The sequence below is a fragment of the Bradyrhizobium sp. SZCCHNPS1003 genome (assembly GCF_032381555.1).
In the GTDB taxonomy this organism is placed as follows: domain Bacteria; phylum Pseudomonadota; class Alphaproteobacteria; order Rhizobiales; family Xanthobacteraceae; genus Bradyrhizobium.
In genome coordinates, this window is record NZ_JAUHIU010000020.1 from 25,376 (window position 1) to 43,774 (window position 18,399).

The 18,399-nt window shown below is 65.8% G+C and carries 17 protein-coding genes and 1 pseudogene; 7 read left to right on the plus strand and 11 right to left on the minus strand.

Annotation, left to right across the window (positions count from 1 at the left end; genetic code table 11):
* Positions 1-130: 130 nt before the first annotated feature.
* The 7 genes from scpA to QX126_RS27700 form a co-directional block, all read right to left on the minus strand.
* Positions 131-2,287, minus strand: a complete 2,157-nt coding sequence (gene scpA, locus QX126_RS27670) for a methylmalonyl-CoA mutase (RefSeq protein WP_315785096.1) — start codon at positions 2,285-2,287, stop codon at positions 131-133.
* 17 nt (positions 2,288-2,304) lie between these two features.
* Positions 2,305-2,769, minus strand: a complete 465-nt coding sequence (locus tag QX126_RS27675; RefSeq protein WP_315716096.1) for a GFA family protein — start codon at positions 2,767-2,769, stop codon at positions 2,305-2,307.
* 2 nt (positions 2,770-2,771) lie between these two features.
* The gene (locus QX126_RS27680; protein WP_315785100.1) at positions 2,772-4,634 is read right to left on the minus strand and encodes a methylmalonyl-CoA mutase subunit beta; all 1,863 of its coding nucleotides are present in this window, start codon (positions 4,632-4,634) and stop codon (positions 2,772-2,774) included.
* Between the two features lie 102 nt (positions 4,635-4,736).
* Positions 4,737-5,225, minus strand: a complete 489-nt coding sequence (folK, locus tag QX126_RS27685; RefSeq protein WP_315785244.1) for a 2-amino-4-hydroxy-6-hydroxymethyldihydropteridine diphosphokinase — start codon at positions 5,223-5,225, stop codon at positions 4,737-4,739.
* Positions 5,226-5,230: 5 nt separating this feature from the next.
* Entirely contained in the window at positions 5,231-5,599 is a 369-nt protein-coding gene (folB, locus tag QX126_RS27690) for a dihydroneopterin aldolase (protein WP_009028138.1), read from the minus strand.
* The gene (folP, locus tag QX126_RS27695) at positions 5,596-6,453 is read right to left on the minus strand and encodes a dihydropteroate synthase (RefSeq protein ID WP_315785103.1); all 858 of its coding nucleotides are present in this window, start codon (positions 6,451-6,453) and stop codon (positions 5,596-5,598) included. Before folP ends, folB begins: the two co-directional genes overlap by 4 nt.
* A 75-nt stretch (positions 6,454-6,528) precedes the next feature.
* The gene (locus tag QX126_RS27700; protein ID WP_315739877.1) at positions 6,529-6,936 is read right to left on the minus strand and encodes a DUF4332 domain-containing protein; all 408 of its coding nucleotides are present in this window, start codon (positions 6,934-6,936) and stop codon (positions 6,529-6,531) included.
* Between QX126_RS27700 and QX126_RS27705 the strand changes: the two genes are divergently transcribed.
* The 3 genes from QX126_RS27705 (at position 6,935) to QX126_RS27715 (ending at position 10,675) form a co-directional block, all read left to right on the plus strand.
* Positions 6,935-7,270 carry a hypothetical protein gene (locus tag QX126_RS27705; protein ID WP_315739876.1) on the plus strand — a complete coding sequence of 112 codons (336 nt, stop codon included), beginning with the start codon at positions 6,935-6,937 and terminating at the stop codon, positions 7,268-7,270. The two genes, QX126_RS27700 and QX126_RS27705, sit on opposite strands and share 2 nt — an antisense overlap.
* Before the next feature lie 275 nt (positions 7,271-7,545).
* Positions 7,546-9,156: a helicase HerA-like domain-containing protein gene (locus tag QX126_RS27710; protein WP_315785106.1), complete on the plus strand. Its 1,611-nt coding sequence runs from the start codon at positions 7,546-7,548 to the stop codon at positions 9,154-9,156.
* Between the two features lie 115 nt (positions 9,157-9,271).
* A complete protein-coding gene (locus QX126_RS27715) occupies positions 9,272-10,675 on the plus strand; it encodes a M20/M25/M40 family metallo-hydrolase (protein ID WP_315785109.1) in 1,404 nt (467 codons plus the stop codon).
* Between the two features lie 144 nt (positions 10,676-10,819).
* Here the strand turns inward: QX126_RS27715 and QX126_RS27720 are convergent, their stop codons facing one another.
* Both QX126_RS27720 and QX126_RS27725 read right to left on the minus strand, forming a co-directional pair.
* Positions 10,820-12,037 carry a GGDEF domain-containing protein gene (locus QX126_RS27720; RefSeq protein WP_315739873.1) on the minus strand — a complete coding sequence of 406 codons (1,218 nt, stop codon included), beginning with the start codon at positions 12,035-12,037 and terminating at the stop codon, positions 10,820-10,822.
* Positions 12,038-12,182: 145 nt separating this feature from the next.
* Entirely contained in the window at positions 12,183-13,277 is a 1,095-nt protein-coding gene (locus QX126_RS27725; RefSeq protein WP_315785112.1) for a trypsin-like peptidase domain-containing protein, read from the minus strand.
* A 222-nt stretch (positions 13,278-13,499) separates the two neighbouring features.
* Here QX126_RS27725 and QX126_RS27730 point away from each other — a divergent pair.
* The 4 genes and pseudogenes from QX126_RS27730 to QX126_RS27745 all read left to right on the plus strand — a co-directional run.
* Positions 13,500-13,706, plus strand: a pseudogene (locus QX126_RS27730) (co-chaperone GroES); the annotation flags it as partial.
* Between the two features lie 286 nt (positions 13,707-13,992).
* Entirely contained in the window at positions 13,993-14,223 is a 231-nt protein-coding gene (locus tag QX126_RS27735; protein WP_315716108.1) for a hypothetical protein, read from the plus strand.
* A 233-nt stretch (positions 14,224-14,456) separates the two neighbouring features.
* Entirely contained in the window at positions 14,457-14,906 is a 450-nt protein-coding gene (locus tag QX126_RS27740) for an Hsp20 family protein (protein WP_315739871.1), read from the plus strand.
* 90 nt (positions 14,907-14,996) lie between these two features.
* Positions 14,997-15,524 (plus strand): hypothetical protein, encoded by a 528-nt coding sequence (locus tag QX126_RS27745; RefSeq protein ID WP_315785116.1) that lies wholly within the window; start codon positions 14,997-14,999, stop codon positions 15,522-15,524.
* A 107-nt stretch (positions 15,525-15,631) separates the two neighbouring features.
* Here the strand turns inward: QX126_RS27745 and QX126_RS27750 are convergent, their stop codons facing one another.
* A complete protein-coding gene (locus QX126_RS27750; RefSeq protein ID WP_315785119.1) occupies positions 15,632-16,411 on the minus strand; it encodes a class II aldolase/adducin family protein in 780 nt (259 codons plus the stop codon).
* Positions 16,412-16,515: 104 nt separating this feature from the next.
* A complete protein-coding gene (locus QX126_RS27755) occupies positions 16,516-18,168 on the minus strand; it encodes a glycosyltransferase family 39 protein (protein WP_315785123.1) in 1,653 nt (550 codons plus the stop codon).
* Positions 18,169-18,399: the final 231 nt, after the last annotated feature.

Below are 18,399 nucleotides of genomic sequence, written 5' to 3' on the forward strand. Positions count from 1 at the left end.
CGCGCGGCGATTGATTACAGCGCGTCAATAGCTCGACGCTCTCAGGAATGGACGCAAGACAAGGTCGAGATTCCGGGTTCAAGGCCTTTGGCCTTGCCCCGGAATGACGGTGGGGTGTGACGCAGTCGGACTACTCCGCCGCCTCGCTGTGGCCCAGCCGCGCGTTGAGCTTGTGGATCAGCTCCTCGGCGGCGTCGGCGATGACGGTGCCCGGCGGGAAGATCGCCTCGGCGCCGGACTTGTACAGCGCATCGTAATCCTGCGGCGGCACGACGCCGCCGACGATGATCATGATGTCCTCGCGGCCCTGCTTCTTGAGCGCGGCCTTCAACTCCGGCACTGCGGTGAGATGCGCGGCCGCCAGCGACGAGACGCCGAGAATGTGCACGTCGTTCTCGACCGCCTGCCGCGCCGCCTCGTCGGCGGTGGCGAACAGCGGCCCGATGTCGACGTCGAAGCCGATGTCGGCGAAGGCCGACGCGATCACCTTCTGGCCGCGGTCGTGGCCGTCCTGTCCGATCTTGGCGACCAGGATGCGGGGACGGCGGCCCTCGGCCTCCTCGAACGCCTCGATCAGCGCCTGCAGCTTCTCGGCTTTGCCGGACATGGCGGCAATCTCCCGCTTGTAGACGCCGGTGATGGACTTGATCTCGGCGCGATGGCGGCCGAACACTTTTTCCATCGCGTCGGAGATCTCGCCGACGGTGGCCTTGGCGCGCGCCGCGTCGATTGCGAGCGCCAGCAGGTTGCCGTTGCCGTCACCGGCCGAGCGCGTGAGCGCCGCCAGCGCCGCATCGACCTCGGCCTGCCTGCGCTCGGATTTGAGCCTGGACAGCTTGTCGATCTGCAGTCGGCGCACGGTGGAATTGTCGACCTTGAGCACGTCGAGCGGCGGCTCGTCGGTCGGCTTGTACTTGTTGACGCCGATCACCGACTGCCTGCCGGTGTCGATGCGGGCCTGCGTCTTGGCCGAGGCCTCCTCGATGCGCAGCTTCGGCACGCCGGCCTCGATCGCCTTCGCCATGCCGCCGAGCTCCTCGATCTCCTGGATGTGGCCCCAGGCCTTTGCGGCGAGGTCGCGGGTCAAGCGCTCGACATAGTACGAGCCGCCCCAGGGATCGATGATGCGCGTGGTGCCGCTCTCCTGCTGCAGGAACAATTGCGTGTTCCGGGCGATGCGGGCGGAGAAGTCGGTCGGCAGCGCCAGCGCTTCGTCGAGCGCGTTGGTGTGCAACGACTGCGTATGGCCCTGGGTCGCCGCCATCGCCTCGACGGCGGTGCGCACGACGTTGTTGTAGACGTCTTGCGCGGTCAGCGACCAACCCGAGGTCTGGCTGTGGGTGCGCAGGGACAGCGAGCGCGGATCCTTCGGGTTGAACGGCTTCAGCAGCTTCGCCCACAACAGCCGCGCGGCGCGCAGCTTGGCGACCTCCATGAAGAAGTTCATGCCGATCGCCCAGAAGAACGACAGCCGTGGTGCGAAGCGGTCGACGTCGAGACCCGCGGCGATGCCGGCGCGCAGATATTCGACGCCGTCGGCGAGCGTGTAGGCGAGCTCGAGATCCTGCGTCGCGCCGGCCTCCTGCATGTGGTAGCCGGAGATCGAGATCGAGTTGAACTTCGGCATCTTCTGCGAGGTGAAGGCAAAGATGTCGGAGATGATCCGCATCGAGGGAGACGGCGGATAGATGTAGGTGTTGCGCACCATGAACTCTTTCAGAATGTCGTTCTGAATGGTGCCCGACAATTTCTCCGGCGGCACGCCTTGCTCCTCGGCGGCGACGACGAACAGCGCGAGGATCGGCAGCACGGCGCCGTTCATGGTCATCGACACGCTCATCTGGTCGAGCGGAATGCCGGCGAACAAGGTTCGCATGTCGTAGATCGAGTCGATCGCGACGCCGGCCATGCCGACATCGCCGCCGACGCGCGGATGGTCGGAATCATAGCCGCGATGGGTGGCGAGATCGAATGCGACCGACAGGCCCTTCTGGCCCGCGGCGAGGTTGCGGCGGTAGAACGCGTTGGAATCCTCCGCCGTGGAGAAGCCGGCATATTGCCGGACCGTCCAGGGCTGGTTGACATACATGGTCGGGTACGGACCGCGCATAAACGGCGCGATGCCCGGCCAGGTGTCGAGGAAGTCGATGCCGGCGAGATCGGCCTCGCCATAGGCCGGCTTCACCGGAATGCCTTCGGGCGTGAGCCACGGCTCGGCTGGGCCTGCGGGAGCCGGCGTGGCCGTGGGCGCGAACGCGATCGCGGTGAAATCGGGAATGCGGCTCATGGCCCGGCGTCCTCGTCTCAATCGTGGTCCGGATGCTGATGGCTGACGATGGTCGCCATCTTCTCCGGTCCATAGTTCTGTTGTGTCGTCTGGCTCGGCAGATTGGCGATCGCGACCACCCAGCCAAGTCGCGACTCCGAGCCATATTGTCGCGTCGGCACCACCCGGTCCGGCCGGTCGAAGCTGCCGGTCATGATCTCGATCCGCGGCCCATCAATACGCCCGAAGCCGAGCGGCGTGCCGCAGGCGGGACAGAAGAAGCGCTCGGCGATCGTGGATGAACGGAACGCGGCGGGCTGACCGCGCGTCCAGGCGAAGTGCTCGCGGTCGATCTCAGCGAACGAGGCGAACGGCGCGCCGGAGGCTTTCTGGCACATCCGGCAATGACAGATGCTGACCTTGTTCGGCGTGGTCTTGAACGCGAAGCGGACGGCACCGCATTGGCAGCCGCCGGTCAGGAGAGGCTTGGTGTCGTCGGTCATGCTCACTCCAGATGCGTATAGGCGTCTTCGAGCGTCTTCAGCGCGTCGCCGCCGGCGGACACGAAGCTGCCGATTCCGGCCTCGCGCAGCGCGGCCTCCTGCTCGCTGCCGCGGCCTGCCAGATAGATATGTCGCGCGCCCGCGGCCTGAAGGGCCTTGGCCGCCGGAACCGCGGCGTCGGCATAGACCTTGTCGGACGAGCAGAGGCAGGCAATGGCGGCGCCGGAGGCGCGGAAGGCGGCAGCCAGCGCGGCCGGATCCGAAGCGCCCGCGCCATCGATCGCCGCGATGCCGCCGGCCTCGAAGAAGCTGCGGGCGAAAGTCGCGCGTGCGGTGAAATCGGCGGCGGTGCCGAGATTGGCGAGGAAGATCGAGGGGCGCTGTCCCTGGCTCTTCAACAGGGCGTCGGAGCGATCACGCAGCGTCTCGAACCCGTCTGCGAGACGGATGGGCGCGAGCGCCGTGAAGGTGAGCGCAGCCTTGGCTGTCGCCTGCGGAGCCAGCGGTGCAACCGCTTCGACCGCGACCTCGGCCTCGTTGAGATTTGGAAACTCGCTGGCGCCGGTCAGCACGTCGCGACGCCTGGCGATGTTGGCATTCCGCGCCGCCTTCACCGCGGCGACCTTGGACTGGATCAGCCCAGCCCGCAAGGCAGCCACGACGCCACCGGCCTTTTCGATCTCCTGGAACAGTGCCCAGGCGGTAACGCACAACTCGCTCGTCAGCGCCTCGATGCCGCCGGCGCCGGCGGAGGGATCGGCGACGCGGGCGAGATTGCTCTCCTCCAGCAGCACCAATTGCGTGTTGCGGGCGACACGGCGCGCGAAGGCGTCGGGCAGGCCGAGTGCGGCCGTGTGCGGCAGCACCGTCACGGCGTTGGCGCCGCCCAATCCGGCCGCGAACGTCGCAATGGTTGCGCGCAGCATGTTCACGTAAGGATCGCGCCGGGTGAGCATGCGCCACGCCGTCTCGCCTGAGATGAAGAGCGGCCTCGGTGTCAGCCCGCACGCCTCCTCGATGCGCGCCCACAGCCGCCGCAGGCTGCGGAATTTTGCCAGCGTGAGAAACTGATCGGTGTCGGCGGCGAGCCGGCCATAGATCATGCCGCGCGCGGTCTCGAGCGCGATGCCTTCGGCTTCGAGCGCCCGCAGATAGGTAACACCAGAGGCGAGCACGAAAGCGAGTTCCTGCGCCTCCGATCCGCCGGCGTCGTGCACGACCCGGCCGTCCGCGGCGAAGAACGGGCCTTTGAAGCCGGCCTCGTGCAGTTGCTTGACCAGCGCGCCCGAGTTGCCGCCGAGCATCGATGCGTCATGTGAGCTTGCGCCGCGACTGGCAGCATCCCCGATCGGATCGAGGCCGAATCGGATGTCGCAGCCAGCGGCCTCGACGCCGCGCTGCTTGACGTAGTCGGCGAGAAGCGAGGCGGGCGAGACCGATTCACCGAGCTGCAATTCGATTGCAATCGCAGCATCGAGATGCACGCCGTCGAGCGCGCGCGCCACTGCGTCGGCGCTGGCGGCGAGGCCGAAGCCGTGTGCGGCATTCGAGCCGGCGAACACCAGCGACAAGCCGGTCGCGCCGTTCTCGAGGTCGATCAGCGCCTGCGCATTGGCCTTGGCCGGATCGGGATGATCGACGCGCTGCATGATCTGCCATGGCGCCGATGCTGAGCGGCCTGCGACCGGCGCGGCATGCTTGGCGCGCGGATAGATCGGCTGGATCTGGAGCCCGTCATAGGTCTTGCCGACCAGCTTCTCGAAAGCCGCGCCCTTCAGCACGCCATCGACCAGCTTGCGCCAGTCCGCTTCGCTGGCCGGAGCAAAATCGGCAGCCAGTCGCAGATCGTCGGTCTCGGTCGTCATGTCGGCACGCGTCTCCCGGGGCGTCTGTTATCGCGATTGTTGTGGCGCAAAATGCCACGTCAGGGGGGCCAAGCCAAACGGTTGTTTGGCCGGAGACGTCAGCTATTCGGCTGGCAGCGGCCGGATTCCGTCGCGCGAAACGGCGCGCAGGGCCTCATCGACGCGGCGGCCGGCAATCCGTCGCGCCGGCACGATCTCGGCCAGCGGCACCAGCACGAAGCCGCGTTCGAACAGCCGGGGGTGTGGCAGCGTGAGATCGGGCGTGTCGATCGCGAAATCGTCATAGGCGATCAGATCGAGGTCCAGCGTCCGCGGACCCCACCGCGTCTCCTGCGCGCGATTGCGGCCGAACATGCGCTCGACCTGGTGCAGAATGCCGAGCAGCGGCCGTGGGGGCATCGCGGTCGCGATCTCGATGCAGGCATTGATGAAAGGCGGCTGCTGCTCCTCGCCCCATGGCGGAGTGATGTAGTCGGACGACCGCGCGACAAGCGCCGCCGAGGCGCGCGCACAGATCTCCGGAATGGCGCGCCGGAACGTCGCCCTGACGTCGCCGACATTGCCGCCGAGAGCAATCAGCGCGCTCGCCATTGCCGTCATGGATGCCGCGAGCGCGTCAGCACGACGCCGACATCCTCGAAGATGGCGGCGATCGGCGCATGCGGCTTATGCACCGTGACCTTCACGGCGCGAATGCGGGCGAAGGTCGACAGGATCGCATCGGCCACCGCGCCGGCCGCGCGCTCGAGCAGGCGGTAGTTGACGTCCTTGAACGCCGCGGTCGCGGTCTCCACCACGTCGGAATAGGACACGGTGTCGGCGAGGCGGTCGCTGCGCGAGGAGTCGGACAGATCGGTGTAGAGCTCGAGATCGATGACGAAGCGCTGGCCGACCTCGCTCTCATGCTCCATCACGCCATGACGCGCGTGGATGAGAACGCCCTTGATGAAGATCGTGTCGGTCATCCCAGTGCCTCGATTGCCGCGGCCACGCGCACGGCCTGAACCGTCTCGGCGACGTCATGCGCCCGGATGATTGCAGCACCGCGCCGAGCCGCAATCAAATGCGCCGCGATCGAGCCGCCGAGCCGCTCCTGCGGCTCCGACGCGACCACGGTGCTGATGAAACGTTTTCGCGACGCGCCGACCAGCAGCGGCAGCCCGAAGCGCGCGAATGCGTCGAGCCGCGCCAGCGCGGTCATGCTCTGCTGCGCCGTCTTGCCGAAGCCGATGCCGGGATCGAGCACGATGTTACCAATGGGGATGCCGGCCTTGGCGGCGATGTCGAGCGAGCGCGCGAAGAAGCCCAGCATGTCTTCGATGATGTCGATCTCCGGATCGACGGCAGCGCGGTTGTGCATCACCACGACCGGCGCGCCATGCGCGGCGACGATCGCGGCCATCGCGAGGTCGCGCTGCAGACCCCACACATCGTTGGCGATCGCCGCACCATGGTTCAGCGCGTAGTCTACAACTTGAGATTTCATGCTGTCGATCGACACGGGGACGCCGAGTGCGACGATCGCGGGCAGGATCGGCTGCAGGCGCGCCAGTTCCTCCTCGGCCGTGACCGGCACCGCGCCCTTGTAGGGCCGGGTGGACTCGGCGCCGATGTCGATGATGTCGGCGCCGGCCGCGATCATGCGCTCGGCCTGCGCGATCGCCCGCTCCGGTGCATCGAAACGGCCGCCGTCCGAGAACGAATCCGGCGTGACGTTCAGGATGCCCATCACCGCCGGGAATGGACGCGCCAGCCACGGCCGCAGCAGCGGGTGGCTCGACGTGAGGTCCGAGGCGGAGTGCGGCGAAATGGCGCTCATGGGCGCCGCTTTGCGCGGTTGCCACCGTCAAGTCAAGGTGTCGCGCCGTACAAGCGCGGTCAATCTAGAGGCTGGTCAATAGCTGATCTTCGGCTCCAGCCGGCGCGCCTTTTCGATGAGCTGGCCGACCGACTTCTCCGACGGCAGGATGCGAACCAGCTTCCGCCGGGTGTTCACTTCCTTGATGTTCTGCGCCAGGCGGGCGGGGTTGCGGTGCGCCAGCTCGCGCACGGTGGGCACGCCGGCCGCGCGGACGAGGCAGACCTTGGCCTTGCCCATGCCGGGAATGCGCATGTAGTCGGCGGAATTTGCCCAATCGAGCAGTTGCTGCTCGCTGATGCCGGTCGTGGCGGCAAGCGCCTTGCGCCCTTTCACGGTCCGGGCGGCTTCGAGAAATGCGTCGGTGGTGCGGATGCCCAAAGCTTTCAGCTTGGCAGCATAGAAGGCCGTCATGCCTTCGAGTTCGGTGATCGGATATGTCATGATGCTCGGCGCGCGCGAAGGTGCTTCAGGTGATCTGGCCCAGGCGGTTGGGCTTTGGGCAACCGGCTCAGGCCGGGTGTGCCTGTCGCGATCGTGCCAACTGATCCGCTTCGGTTTGGTCGCGGCCGAATTTGAAAAGTTCACCGGCGGATCGCTGCTGCTCCCGTCGTTGCCGTCCATTGTCGCTGAGGAGGTCGGGCTCGGTGCCGATGATTTCAGCCACGACTCTACCGATGCCGGCCGTTCTGGCCAGCGGCTCAATCAACTCGTTCATGTGAACCCCGTATCATCCGGTCCCCCAAGACCGAACGTCCTCTCGCTGAATTCATCTTGATCGGACGATCCGTGAATTACAAGCGAGGAGCCGGCCCGGTGCGCGAATCGATTCGTGATCGACGATGAACTGTTGCAGCGATGCAAGACCAGATGTTGAATCCACGGCTCAAACCTGCGTATCCCGCAGCACCAATGTTAAGAAGAGTGCGTGTCGTGCGAAGAGGTAAGGCAGCCTGACCCTAGTTCCCATTCGCGAAACTCAACTATGTTACTGGACGAGATGCTCCGCTCCACGTGCGATGCGAAACAATCACTCTCGAAAGATGGATCATCATGGCACCATCCGGAAAATCCCTGGCTGATACCGACGACAAGATCTTCGTGGGAGCCGGTGAGCAGCCGGCCTGGTTGACGCTTGCGCTCGCCAATCGCCACGGCCTGGTCACCGGCGCAACCGGCACCGGCAAGACCGTCTCGCTGCAGGTGATGGCCGAAGGTTTTGCTCGTGCAGGTGTTCCGGTCTTCGCCTCCGACATCAAGGGTGACCTTTCGGGCATCTCGCAAACCGGCGAAGCGAAGGACTTCATCATCAAGCGCGCGACCGAACTCGGGCTCACCTATCAGCCCGATCAGTTCTCGACGGTATTTTGGGATGTGTTCGGCGAGCAGGGCCATCCGGTGCGCGCCACCGTCACCGAGATGGGGCCGCTGCTGCTCGCGCGGATGCTCGACCTCAACGATGTCCAGGAGGGCGTGCTCAACGTCGCGTTCCGCGTGGCCGACGAGAACGGCCTCGCCCTGATCGACATGAAGGATCTGCGCGCGCTGCTCGACGCCATCATTCCGGAGGCCGGCAAGAAAGGCGCTGATGCGGACGTCGATCCGCTGGCGCCGATCCGGAAGGCTGCGCAATCGTTCGGCAACGTCACGCGCGCCACCGTCGGCACGATCCAGCGGCAGTTGCTCGTGCTCGAGAACCAGGGCGGCACGAAGTTCTTCGGCGAGCCGGCGCTGATGCTCACCGACTTCATGAAGACCGACCGCGACGGCCGCGGCATGATCAACATCCTCGTTGCCGACAGGCTGCTGGAGAGCCCGCGACTCTACGCGACGTTCCTGCTGTGGATGCTGTCCGAGCTGTTCGAGGAGCTGCCGGAGGTCGGCGATCTCGCCAAGCCCAAGCTGGTCTTCTTCTTCGACGAGGCGCACCTCTTGTTCAACGATGCGCCGAAGGCGCTGATGGACAAGATCGAGCAGGTGGTGCGGCTGATCCGGTCGAAGGGCGTCGGCGTCTATTTCGTCACGCAGAATCCGCTCGATGTTCCGGACCGGGTGCTCGGGCAATTGGGCAATCGCGTGCAGCACGCGCTGCGCGCCTTCACGCCGCGCGATCAGAAGGCGGTGGCCGCCGCCGCGGACACCTTCCGCCCCAATCCCAAGCTGGACACCGCCAAGGTGATCACCGAGCTCGGCAAGGGCGAGGCGCTGGTTTCGTTCCTGGAGGGCAACGGCACGCCGGCGATGGTGGAGCGCGTCCTGATCCGGCCGCCGTCGGCGCGGATCGGGTCGGTGACGCCGGAGGAGCGCAAGGCGGTCATCGCTGCGAGCCCGGTCAAGGGCAAATACGACACCGCGATCGACGCCGAGTCCGCCTATGAGCTGCTGCAGAAGCGGATCAGCGGAACCGCCGTGACGACGGAAGCCTCGTCCGGCAGCGTGCTCGGCAAGATCGGCGACATCGCCGCGACGATCTTCGGCACCAACGTCAAGCGCGGCCAGCTCTCGACGACACAGGTGATTGCGCGCAACGTCGCCCGCTCGGTCTCCGACAAGGTGGTGGGCGGGATTGCGGCCGATCTCGGCAAGCAGGTCGGCGGCTCCTTGGGCAGTTCGATCGGCCGCTCTTTGGTGCGCGGCGCGCTTGGGGGATTGCTGCGGCGATGATCCAGGCAGCGCTCTCCTTCGGCGCGATGCTCTCGCCGCGGGAGGCTGGCCCGGACCGCGCAACGGAGCTACAAGCGGGCCGATCGTCGTCAATTGCTTAAGGGGTCTCGTGGCCATGGCCAATGCGCAGCTTCAATCCGTTCTCGACCACATCGATGCTGATTTCGACAACAGCCTGGAACGGCTGTTTGCGCTGATCCGCATCAAGTCGATCTCGGCCGATCCGGCCTTCACGGAGGATTGCAAGGTGGCGGCCAACCACCTCGCCAAGGATCTTGCGACGCTCGGCTTTGCGACCGAGGTGCGGCCGACCGCCGGTCATCCCGCCGTGGTCGGCAAGAGCAACGGCCATGGCGCCGCCAGGCCGCATGTCCTGTTCTATGGTCATTACGACGTGCAGCCGGTCGATCCGCTCGAATTGTGGCACCGGCCGCCGTTCGAGCCTGTCGTCGCCGATCACGCCGACGGCCGCAAGATCATCGTCGCGCGCGGCGCCGAGGACGACAAGGGCCAACTGATGACCTTCGTCGAGGCCTGCCGCGCCTGGAAGAAGGTGACGGGCGCGCTGCCGCTCGACGTCACCGTGGTGATCGAAGGCGAGGAGGAGGTCGGCTCGAAGAACTTCGTGCCGTTCCTCGAAGCCAACAAGGACGAGTTCAAGGCCGACTTCGCGCTGGTCTGCGACACCGGCATGTGGGACCCGAACACGCCGGCGATCACGACCTCACTGCGCGGTCTGCTCTATGAAGAGGTGAAGATCAAGGCCGCCAATCGCGACCTGCATTCGGGCGTGTTCGGCGGCGGCGCGCGCAATCCGATCCGGGTGCTGACGGAAATTCTCGGCGGTCTGTTCGACGCCGACGGCCGCATCACCATTCCCGGCTTCTATGACGGCGTGAAGGACGTTCCGCCTGAGGTTCTGGAGCAGTGGAAGAAGCTGAACCTCACTCCCGAAAGCTTCCTCAAGCCGATCGGATTGTCGATCCCCGCAGGCGAGAAGGATCGTCTGCTGATCGAGCAGATCTCGTCGCGGCCGACCTGTGACATCAACGGCATCTGGGGCGGCTATATCGGTGAGGGCTCCAAGACCGTGATCCCGTCGCTGGCCCATGCGAAGGTCTCGTTCCGGCTCGTCGAGGGCCAGGACCCGCTGAAGATCCGCAAGGCGTTCCGCGACTACGTGTCGGCGCGCATCCCCGGCGACTGCTCGGTCGAGTTCGGCGATCATTCGGCAGGTGCCGCGATCGCGCTCGACTGGACCATGAAGCCGCTGGCGGCTGCCAAGCAGGCGCTGACCGAGGAGTGGGGCAAGGAGACCATCCTGATGGGCTCGGGCGCCTCGATCCCGATCGTGACCGACTTCAAGAAGACGCTCGGTCTCGATTCACTGCTGGTCGGCTTCGGTCTCGACGACGACAACATCCATTCGCCGAATGAGAAGTACGACCTCAAGAGCTACCACAAGGGCATCCGCTCCTGGGCCCGCATCCTCGCTGCGCTCGCGGAGATGCCGCGCTAGATCCGCTGGCCCTCGCATGAGTCCGTAGCCCGGATGAGCGAAGCGACATCCGGGGGCAACGCGGCAGCGCGTGAGATCCCGGATGTCGCTTCGCTCATCCGGGCTACGACTGCGACGGCGCAGATTGTTTGCACGAGGCTGAACTCACGCTGCGCTGGCGACCGACTTCGCAGCGAGATCGCCGCCGGCGATTTTGCGCAGCGCTGCGAGGTTGGCTTCGGCCGAGGCCAACCGCCAGCAGGATTTCCCGCTCGATTTCGCTTCATACAACGCGGCGTCCGCCGCGAACAGCAGGGCTTCCGGATCGGTGCCGTGCTCGGGCGCGACGGCGATGCCGATACTGATGCCGATCTGGACATGCGCACCGCCCGGCATGACCATCGGGGCGGCCATCACCTCGATGATCCGCTCGCCGAGCGCCAGTGCGTGATCGATCGCCGGATCGCCGGCGAGCACCACGAATTCGTCGCCGCCGATCCGGGCGATGACGTCGTCCGGAGAGGCGGTCCGCCGTAGCGTGTTGGCGACGATCTTCAGCAGCTCGTCGCCTGCGGCGTGACCGAAGGTGTCGTTGACCGGCTTGAAGCCGTCGAGATCGAGATACAGGACGGCGAAGCTCCGGTCGCCGCCGGCCTGGTCCGTGAGCCTGCTCTGCAGCGCGTCGATCAGGCCGGCGCGGTTGGACAGGCCCGTGAGCGGATCGCGCCGCGCCCGCTCGTCGCTCTCGCGTTTGGACTGCATGACCGCCACCAGCATCTTGTTGAGCCGGAACGCCGCGCCGGTCATCGCGAGGAAGTAGACCGGCATCTGCAGATACATCGCGAACAACAGCGGCTCATGCGACGTCGCGACGCCCGGGATCACCGGGCCGATGCTGAACAGGATCATGGTGCCGACGAGGCGCGGCGCGCTGAAATTGCGAAAGCAGATGCCGCCCACCATGGCAGCCGACGAGATGCAGGTGAGTGACGCGGCGACCCAGTCGCCCGACGCCAGGCTGATGCCGACGCCGAAGCCGACGCTGGCGCTCCAGGCCACCGACAGCAGGATGTGGATGTCGGTCGGCGTCGTTAGCCGCTCGCGCGCGCGGCGGTAGGCAATGATCATCACGATCAGCCGCGACAGGCAGATTACGACTTCCATCACGAACCATGTGATGAAGAGGGCGGTCGGCGTGCGCAGCGCAAGCGCCGCGGCGACCGCCACGGTGTTGATGGCGCCGCCGGCGAAAACCGACCAGCAGCCGTACAGCTCACCCGTCAATGCGAGTCGGATATCTGATGACACCGGATATCCCGGGTCGGCCAGCCAGCGCGTCACGCGCCAGCGTGGCAAACTGAACGCCAAACCATCACCCCGCATTTCAATACCTCCGCGGGGTTGCAATAAGCGCGATGGCACTTAACAGGCGTTTAGAGAGGTATCGGCGTCTCGCTGCATGCTTGATGCACGGTAAAAATTTACTCCACGTGGTATGCGCAGCTAATAGCGAACAGAAGTTGAATTCTCAGCCCGAGGTTCTCGCGCGCGCACGTTCTTCGGTGACTGGCGCGACCTCCACCGTCGCGTTGCCGAGCGCGCGGTCGCGCTCGAACACGAGACGGACGCGCTGCCCGACCGGTGTGAGGCCGATCAGGTTGCGAACCTGCGTGGCGCTGCGCACCGGCATGTCGTTCGCTTTCACGATGATGTCGCCCTTGCGCAGTCCCGCGCGTTCGGCCGGCGAGCCCACGCTGACGTCGGCGACGCGCGCGCCCTGAATCCGGCCATCGGCCGGCGCGTCCAGGTCGAGCAGGGTCACGCCGATACGCCCGCGGTCGACGCGCCCGTTGGCGACCAGTTGCTCCATCACCCGCCGCGCCATGTTGATGGGCACGGCGAAACCGATGCCGACATTGCCGCCGCCCGGCGAGATGATCGCCGTGTTGATGCCGACCAGCTCGCCGCGCAGATTGATCAGCGCGCCGCCGGAATTTCCGGGATTGATCGCCGCGTCGGTCTGGATGAAGTCCTCGTAGCCCTGCTTGCCGAGGCCGGTTCGCCCGAGCGCGCTCACGAGACCCGAGGTGACGGTCTGGCCAAGGCCGAACGGGTTGCCGACGGCGATCACGAAGTCGCCGACCTCGAGCGCATCACTGTCGCCAAGCGAGATGACCTTGAGGTCGATGGGGTCCCTGATCTGCAGCAGCGCGATATCGGTGGCGGGATCGCGCCCGACCAGGCGGGCGGCGAATTTGCGGCCGTCCTTGGTGCGGATCTGCGCTGTCGTGACGTGCTCGACGACGTGATTGGCGGTCATGACGTAGCCGCGCTGCGCATCGACGATGACGCCCGAGCCGGTGGCGCTGATCTGCTTCTCGACCTGCTTGGGGACGTCGAAGAACTCGCGAAACAGCGGGTCCTGGTAGAGTGGGTTGTCCTGGCGGACCTTGCCTTCGACCGAGATGTTGACGACGGCCGGCGTCACCTCCTTCACCAGCGGCGCCAGCGTCGGCACCCGGCCGAGCTTGAGATCGGGAATTTGGGCCAGGGTGGGCCCGGTCATCAGGCAAAACAGGATGGCAGGCGCCAGGACGGCCCGAAGAGAAGGCGGAAGCTGCATCGTGATCCCCAACAAGCGCGATCAGGTTCTTTTGGCGACGACAGAGCTGGGAAAGCAGCCGGCCCGGTTCAAGAGCCGCACTGGCAATCGTTCCCCGAGAGTGCCAAAAAATTTACGTGACCCTCTTGAACGAAAAGTTCGGCTTTCCTAGGTCGTTGCTCGCTCGGGGGCCTGATGGGACCCGAGGCTTATGACATCGCTGATCTGTAAAGGAGGATGTGCATGCATTTCCGTCCATTGCACGACCGCGTGCTCGTGCGCCGCATCGATGCCGAGGAGAAGACCAAGGGCGGCATCATCATTCCCGACACCGCCAAGGAGAAGCCGCAGGAGGGCGAGATCGTTGCCGCGGGTCCTGGCGCGCGGAATGAGCAGGGGCAGCAGGTCGCCCTCGACGTCAAGCCCGGCGACCGGGTGCTGTTCGGCAAGCCGCGCCATCGATGGACTTCTGATCGCACGAATCCGGGCGGACTGGTCGCAGCCCGGCCCCGGCTGCGCGAAAGAAATACCTACAAACAACTCATCGCTGCCGCGGCCGGTCGTGGATCGGCCACAACGCGCAGCTATCAATCAGGTTGACGACCGCAATCGGTCCAGAACCGGCCACAATTGCCATGCGGCTGGACTGTGAATGGATCGACGGTTCACGGGAGGTGTGGTTGAGCGCTGTCGCGCCGCCCGGTCTCATCAGCAGCGCGAGCTCGCAGGCCCGATCATGCCAGCCTGGCAATACGATCATCCGCCGCCTAACCCGACCTCCGTCATGAGCATGGGTGATCCTAGACGTTTGACGCGGTTCCTGATCGAGAGCGAGCAGCGCGTGGTGGCACACTGCCAGGCCGTGTTGTCGCGTGGCGACATCGACCAGCGCGAGCGCGACCGGCTGGTCAGCGTGCTCCGGGAGGCGACGATGCGGCTGCAACGGCTGTCCGCCGTGGCCGCCTGACGGGTGTTGCGCTGCGATAGAGGCTGCGACAAAAAATTCGATTTTTCCTCTTGAAACGGATGTCGGCTGTTCTAAGTCGTCTGCTGCCGCTTCGGCGGCGCCGGGTGCCGTAAGGGCCCGGTCGATATCTGGGCGCTGACCGGTCGTCTGATACTCAGAAGTTTCTGGGACTTTGAAGTTTGCATCGGCTCGGCGCTCCTTCGTATCCATCTTGCTCTTAGGAGGACTTGGCTATGAGGACCTACGACTTCTCTCCGCTGTGGCGTTCGACCATCGGCTTCGACCGTCTGTTCGACCTGCTCGACGAGACCCAGCGCGCGGTCGAGGACAACTATCCCCCGTACAACATCGAGCGGCTCGGCGACGACCGCTACCAGATTTCGCTGGCGCTGGCAGGCTTCGCCCCGGACGAGCTGTCCATCACCGCCGAGCACAACGTGCTCACGGTGGAAGGGCGCAAGGCCGACAAGGAGACCCGCGAATATCTCTATCAGGGCATCTCGTCGCGTCCCTTCAAGCGGCAGTTCAATCTCGCCGACTACGTGCAGGTCACGAACGCGGCGTTCGACAACGGCCTGCTGCGGATCGAGCTGGTACGCGAGATCCCCGAGGCGATGAAGCCGCGCCGCATTGCCATCGGCACGGCACCGGTCGAGCAGATCGCGCAGCAGAAGGCGGCTTGACGCCTTGTTCGAGCTGCGGCGCGGGCGGAATGTCGCCCGCGCCCTCGCAGCAACTGTCTCTTGTGAAAGGAGTGTAGGAGGAGAGACGCCATGAGCGAGCACCGTTTTTCGATCACCCCCGGCAGTGCCGGATTCCATCCGGTCTCACACTACGAGTCGCCGGCAGACCTGCTGAATGACCGCAAGCTGTCACTGGCCGAGAAGCGGCTGATCCTGTCGTCCTGGGCGTCGGACATGTATGCCGTCGAGTCGCAGCCTGGCCTGCGCAAGATTCCCGGCATCTCCAGGCCGCTGCATCTGGCCGACGTGCTCGGCGCGCTGCGTCAGCTCGACCGCGAAGATCAGCCACCGCGCCCGCGCGGCGGGGCCGCCATGCGCATCGTTCCGCCTGTCGATGTCGATGCCGATGGCGCCGCGGCCGACAATCTCCCCGGCGGCCGGATGCGGCCCGCCGCTCGCCTGCGCTTCTCGCGCGAGGCCAATGTGCGGCGCTATCGCAAGCTGCTCGCCACCCGCCTTGCCGAGCACGAGCGGCGCTTCGTCGAGCGCCGGCTGGCCGAGGAACTGCAGCAACTCGACGGTCTGCCTGAGCGGCAGAGCCGGGCGGTGTGCTGCTGACGGACGCATCATCGGACAAATAAAAACGCCGCCCGGAATTGGGCGGCGTTTCATTCCGAAAAGCGTAGAGGATGATGGAATCAGACTAGCCGATCAGCGGGCGACAATCAATTCCGGTAGCCTGGATTGAGGCGATCGAGCCGGCGCAGCAGTGGCGGCCAGACCAGCTGAGTGGAGCGCAGCTCGACGCGATCCTCATTGTCGAACAGCTTCGCGTTCTTGTCGATGACCTCGTCGCGCACCGGATAGGCCGAGGGTCCCAGCGTGCGCGTCCGCACCTGGATCGAGCAGGCGCGCTCAAGGTGATACATCCGCTCGAAGGCGGAGGCCACCGAGCGACCGACCGTCAGCGTGCCGTGATTGCGCAGCAGCATGTGGTTCCTGGTGCCGAGGTCGCGCTGCAGCCGCGGCCGCTCGTCATGGTCCAGCGCCACGCCCTCGTAGTCGTGGTAGGCGAGGTCGTGGGTGACGTATTGCGCGATCTGGTTCAGCGGCAGCAGGCCGTCGGCGCAGCTTGACACCGCGACGCCGTCGAGCGTGTGCAGATGGATGACGCAGCCGGCATCCTCGCGCACCTCGTGGATCGCGGAATGGATGGTGAAGCCGGCGGGATTGATGCTGTACTCGCTCTCGGACAGCTGGTTGCCGTAGAGGTCGACCTTGATCAGGCTGGAGGCGGTGATCTCCTCGAACAGCAGGCCGTAGGGGTTGATCAGGAAGTGATGCTCGGGGCCGGGCACGCGGGCCGAGATGTGAGTGTCCACCAGGTCGTCCCAGCCGAACAGCGCCACCAGGCGGTAGGCGGCGGCGAGATTGACCCGCTGCGACCATTCGGCCTCGGTCATGTTCGACGGCACTTCCTTGAGGCGCGCTTCGGCTGGCGACATGGCATTCTCCGATTTCCAGGGTTGACCGGAGCCTAGGCGGCACGCCGCCGTGCGGCAAGGCGCAGGGCAGGGCAGCAGTCATGTCGTTTGGCTGAGCAGGCCGCTCAGGGCGCCGGGATCGACAGCAGGCTGGAAATGCTGCGGCCGCGGATGTCGTAGACCCGGGCGAACACGACGTCGTCGCGCTTGATCTCGACCATGACGGGGGCAGTCAGTCCCTTGCAGTAGAACTCGCCGAGCGTCATGGCGAAGTCGGCCGCATGGCTGTCCCAGCCGATGGTGAAATCGGGGCCGAGCGCGACCTGGGCGGGACGCTGCGGGCCGCACACCGCGACCTTCCATTTGTGCCCGATCGGCGGCACCTCCTGGCGCTCGTCGAGCTGCTCCTTCAGCCCGTCGGAGGCCTGCTTCAACGCCAGCCCCCAATAGTCGAGCATGAAGCGGGTGTCGGCCTCGCGCACGGTGCCGGCGATGAAGTTGAAGTGGGTGTACTGATAGGGATGCAGCCGGATCATCTCGGCCAGCGGCAGCAGCAGGCCGAAGCAGAAGGCGGCGATCGCCACCGGCTGCCAGCTGCGGCGCTCGTCGGCGTTGAGCCACGACAGCAACCACGAGAAGGCGATGCCGCCGAGCAGCGCCATCGGCGGGATCACGAACACGAAGTGGCGGATGCCGTTGTAGAGCGCCGGGCGTTTGACGATCGCGATCAGGATCGGCAGCGTCGCCGCCAGCGTCAGCATCAACAGGATGCTCTTCTGGCGTGCCGGCACGTCGGGCCGCGACAGCGACATGATGGAGGCCACGACGCCGGCGACGAACAGCGCAATCATCAATTCAGGCAGCTGCAGCGCGAACAGCGTCGGCAGGTACGACCAAGGCATGTCCGGCACTGAGACCAGCGCACCGTCGAACATCTCCTTCCACGGCTTCTCGAAGAAGTGCGAGAAGTAGGTCAGGGCCCGGAACGGGTTGGCCGGCTCGATGATCGACCAGGGCCAGATCAGTCCCATGATCAGGTAGCCCAGGATCAGGCCGGGGATCAGCACATAGAGCACGTGGGCGAAGCGGCGGATCGCCTCGCGCGGCCCTTGCGTGCGGTATTCCTCCATGAACAGCGGCAGGAAGCCGACCATCGCATAGACGACAGCCATGCCGCCCAGGATGCGCGAGCCGATCGCAAAGCCGGCCCCCAGGCCCAGGATCAGGATGGTGCGCGGCGAGGGGTAGGGATACTCATCGGCGAGGCGGACCAGGCCCATCAGCAGCACCACCATCGCCACCGCGAAGGGCGCATCCTTCGGGTTCATGAACATGTGGCCGTAGAAGATCGGGCAGAGCGCCAGCAGCAGCAGGGCGGCAAGGCCGGCCACCGGGCCGCCGATGCGGCGCGCCAGGCGCCAGGTCACGGCAAGGCCGATCAGCCCGACGATGGCGCCGACCAGCCGGCGGGTCTCGAACAGCTCCAGCGGCAGGATCTTGTGCAGCAGGGCTGCAACCATGTCGAAGCCGCCGCCGTACATATAAAGGTTGGCGAACGACAGCGCCGCCTGATCCCTGAAACCGGAACCGTACATGCGCAGCAACAGATCGGCATATTCGGCATGGGTGTAATCATCCCAGCCGAGGCCGTAATCCCGGAATGTGAGCCCGGCCACCACCGCGACCGCGGCAAGCGCGAACATGGCAAGATCGTCATACGTCCGCTCAAGGGACCGCCGCGTCGGCGTCTCGAGGACCGAAGTGGTTATCGTTGTCATGGCTGAGTGTAACCCGGCGTCCCCTGGCGACCCCGCTTCCGCGTTTCAGGCCTGTGTTCCCCGCCTCCGTATAGCGCGTCCCGGCTTCCGAGGTGTCGGAATTATGGGAAGGCATGCTTCTCGCAGCGCAGCGGGGACCCGAATTTCGGCTGCTGAGCGCCATATTGGCACAGTCAAATGAACGCCCGCTGAACCACGGGGGCCGGAAGAACCCGGGAGGAACCTCAATGA

Coding starts and splice junctions, on each gene's coding strand:
- QX126_RS27720 (WP_315739873.1), bottom strand. CDS start 12,037: ATGCGGGGTGATGGTTTGGCGTTCAGTTTGCCACGCTGGCGCGTGACG.
- folB (WP_009028138.1), bottom strand. CDS start 5,599: ATGACCGACACGATCTTCATCAAGGGCGTTCTCATCCACGCGCGTCAT.
- QX126_RS27740 (WP_315739871.1), top strand. CDS start 14,457: ATGAGGACCTACGACTTCTCTCCGCTGTGGCGTTCGACCATCGGCTTC.
- QX126_RS27680 (WP_315785100.1), bottom strand. CDS start 4,634: ATGACGACCGAGACCGACGATCTGCGACTGGCTGCCGATTTTGCTCCG.
- scpA (WP_315785096.1), bottom strand. CDS start 2,287: ATGAGCCGCATTCCCGATTTCACCGCGATCGCGTTCGCGCCCACGGCC.
- QX126_RS27675 (WP_315716096.1), bottom strand. CDS start 2,769: ATGACCGACGACACCAAGCCTCTCCTGACCGGCGGCTGCCAATGCGGT.
- folP (WP_315785103.1), bottom strand. CDS start 6,453: ATGAGCGCCATTTCGCCGCACTCCGCCTCGGACCTCACGTCGAGCCAC.
- QX126_RS27725 (WP_315785112.1), bottom strand. CDS start 13,277: ATGCAGCTTCCGCCTTCTCTTCGGGCCGTCCTGGCGCCTGCCATCCTG.
- folK (WP_315785244.1), bottom strand. CDS start 5,225: ATGGCGAGCGCGCTGATTGCTCTCGGCGGCAATGTCGGCGACGTCAGG.
- QX126_RS27700 (WP_315739877.1), bottom strand. CDS start 6,936: ATGACATATCCGATCACCGAACTCGAAGGCATGACGGCCTTCTATGCT.
- QX126_RS27715 (WP_315785109.1), top strand. CDS start 9,272: ATGGCCAATGCGCAGCTTCAATCCGTTCTCGACCACATCGATGCTGAT.
- QX126_RS27745 (WP_315785116.1), top strand. CDS start 14,997: ATGAGCGAGCACCGTTTTTCGATCACCCCCGGCAGTGCCGGATTCCAT.
- QX126_RS27755 (WP_315785123.1), bottom strand. CDS start 18,168: ATGACAACGATAACCACTTCGGTCCTCGAGACGCCGACGCGGCGGTCC.
- QX126_RS27735 (WP_315716108.1), top strand. CDS start 13,993: ATGCCAGCCTGGCAATACGATCATCCGCCGCCTAACCCGACCTCCGTC.
- QX126_RS27710 (WP_315785106.1), top strand. CDS start 7,546: ATGGCACCATCCGGAAAATCCCTGGCTGATACCGACGACAAGATCTTC.
- QX126_RS27705 (WP_315739876.1), top strand. CDS start 6,935: ATGATGCTCGGCGCGCGCGAAGGTGCTTCAGGTGATCTGGCCCAGGCG.
- QX126_RS27750 (WP_315785119.1), bottom strand. CDS start 16,411: ATGTCGCCAGCCGAAGCGCGCCTCAAGGAAGTGCCGTCGAACATGACC.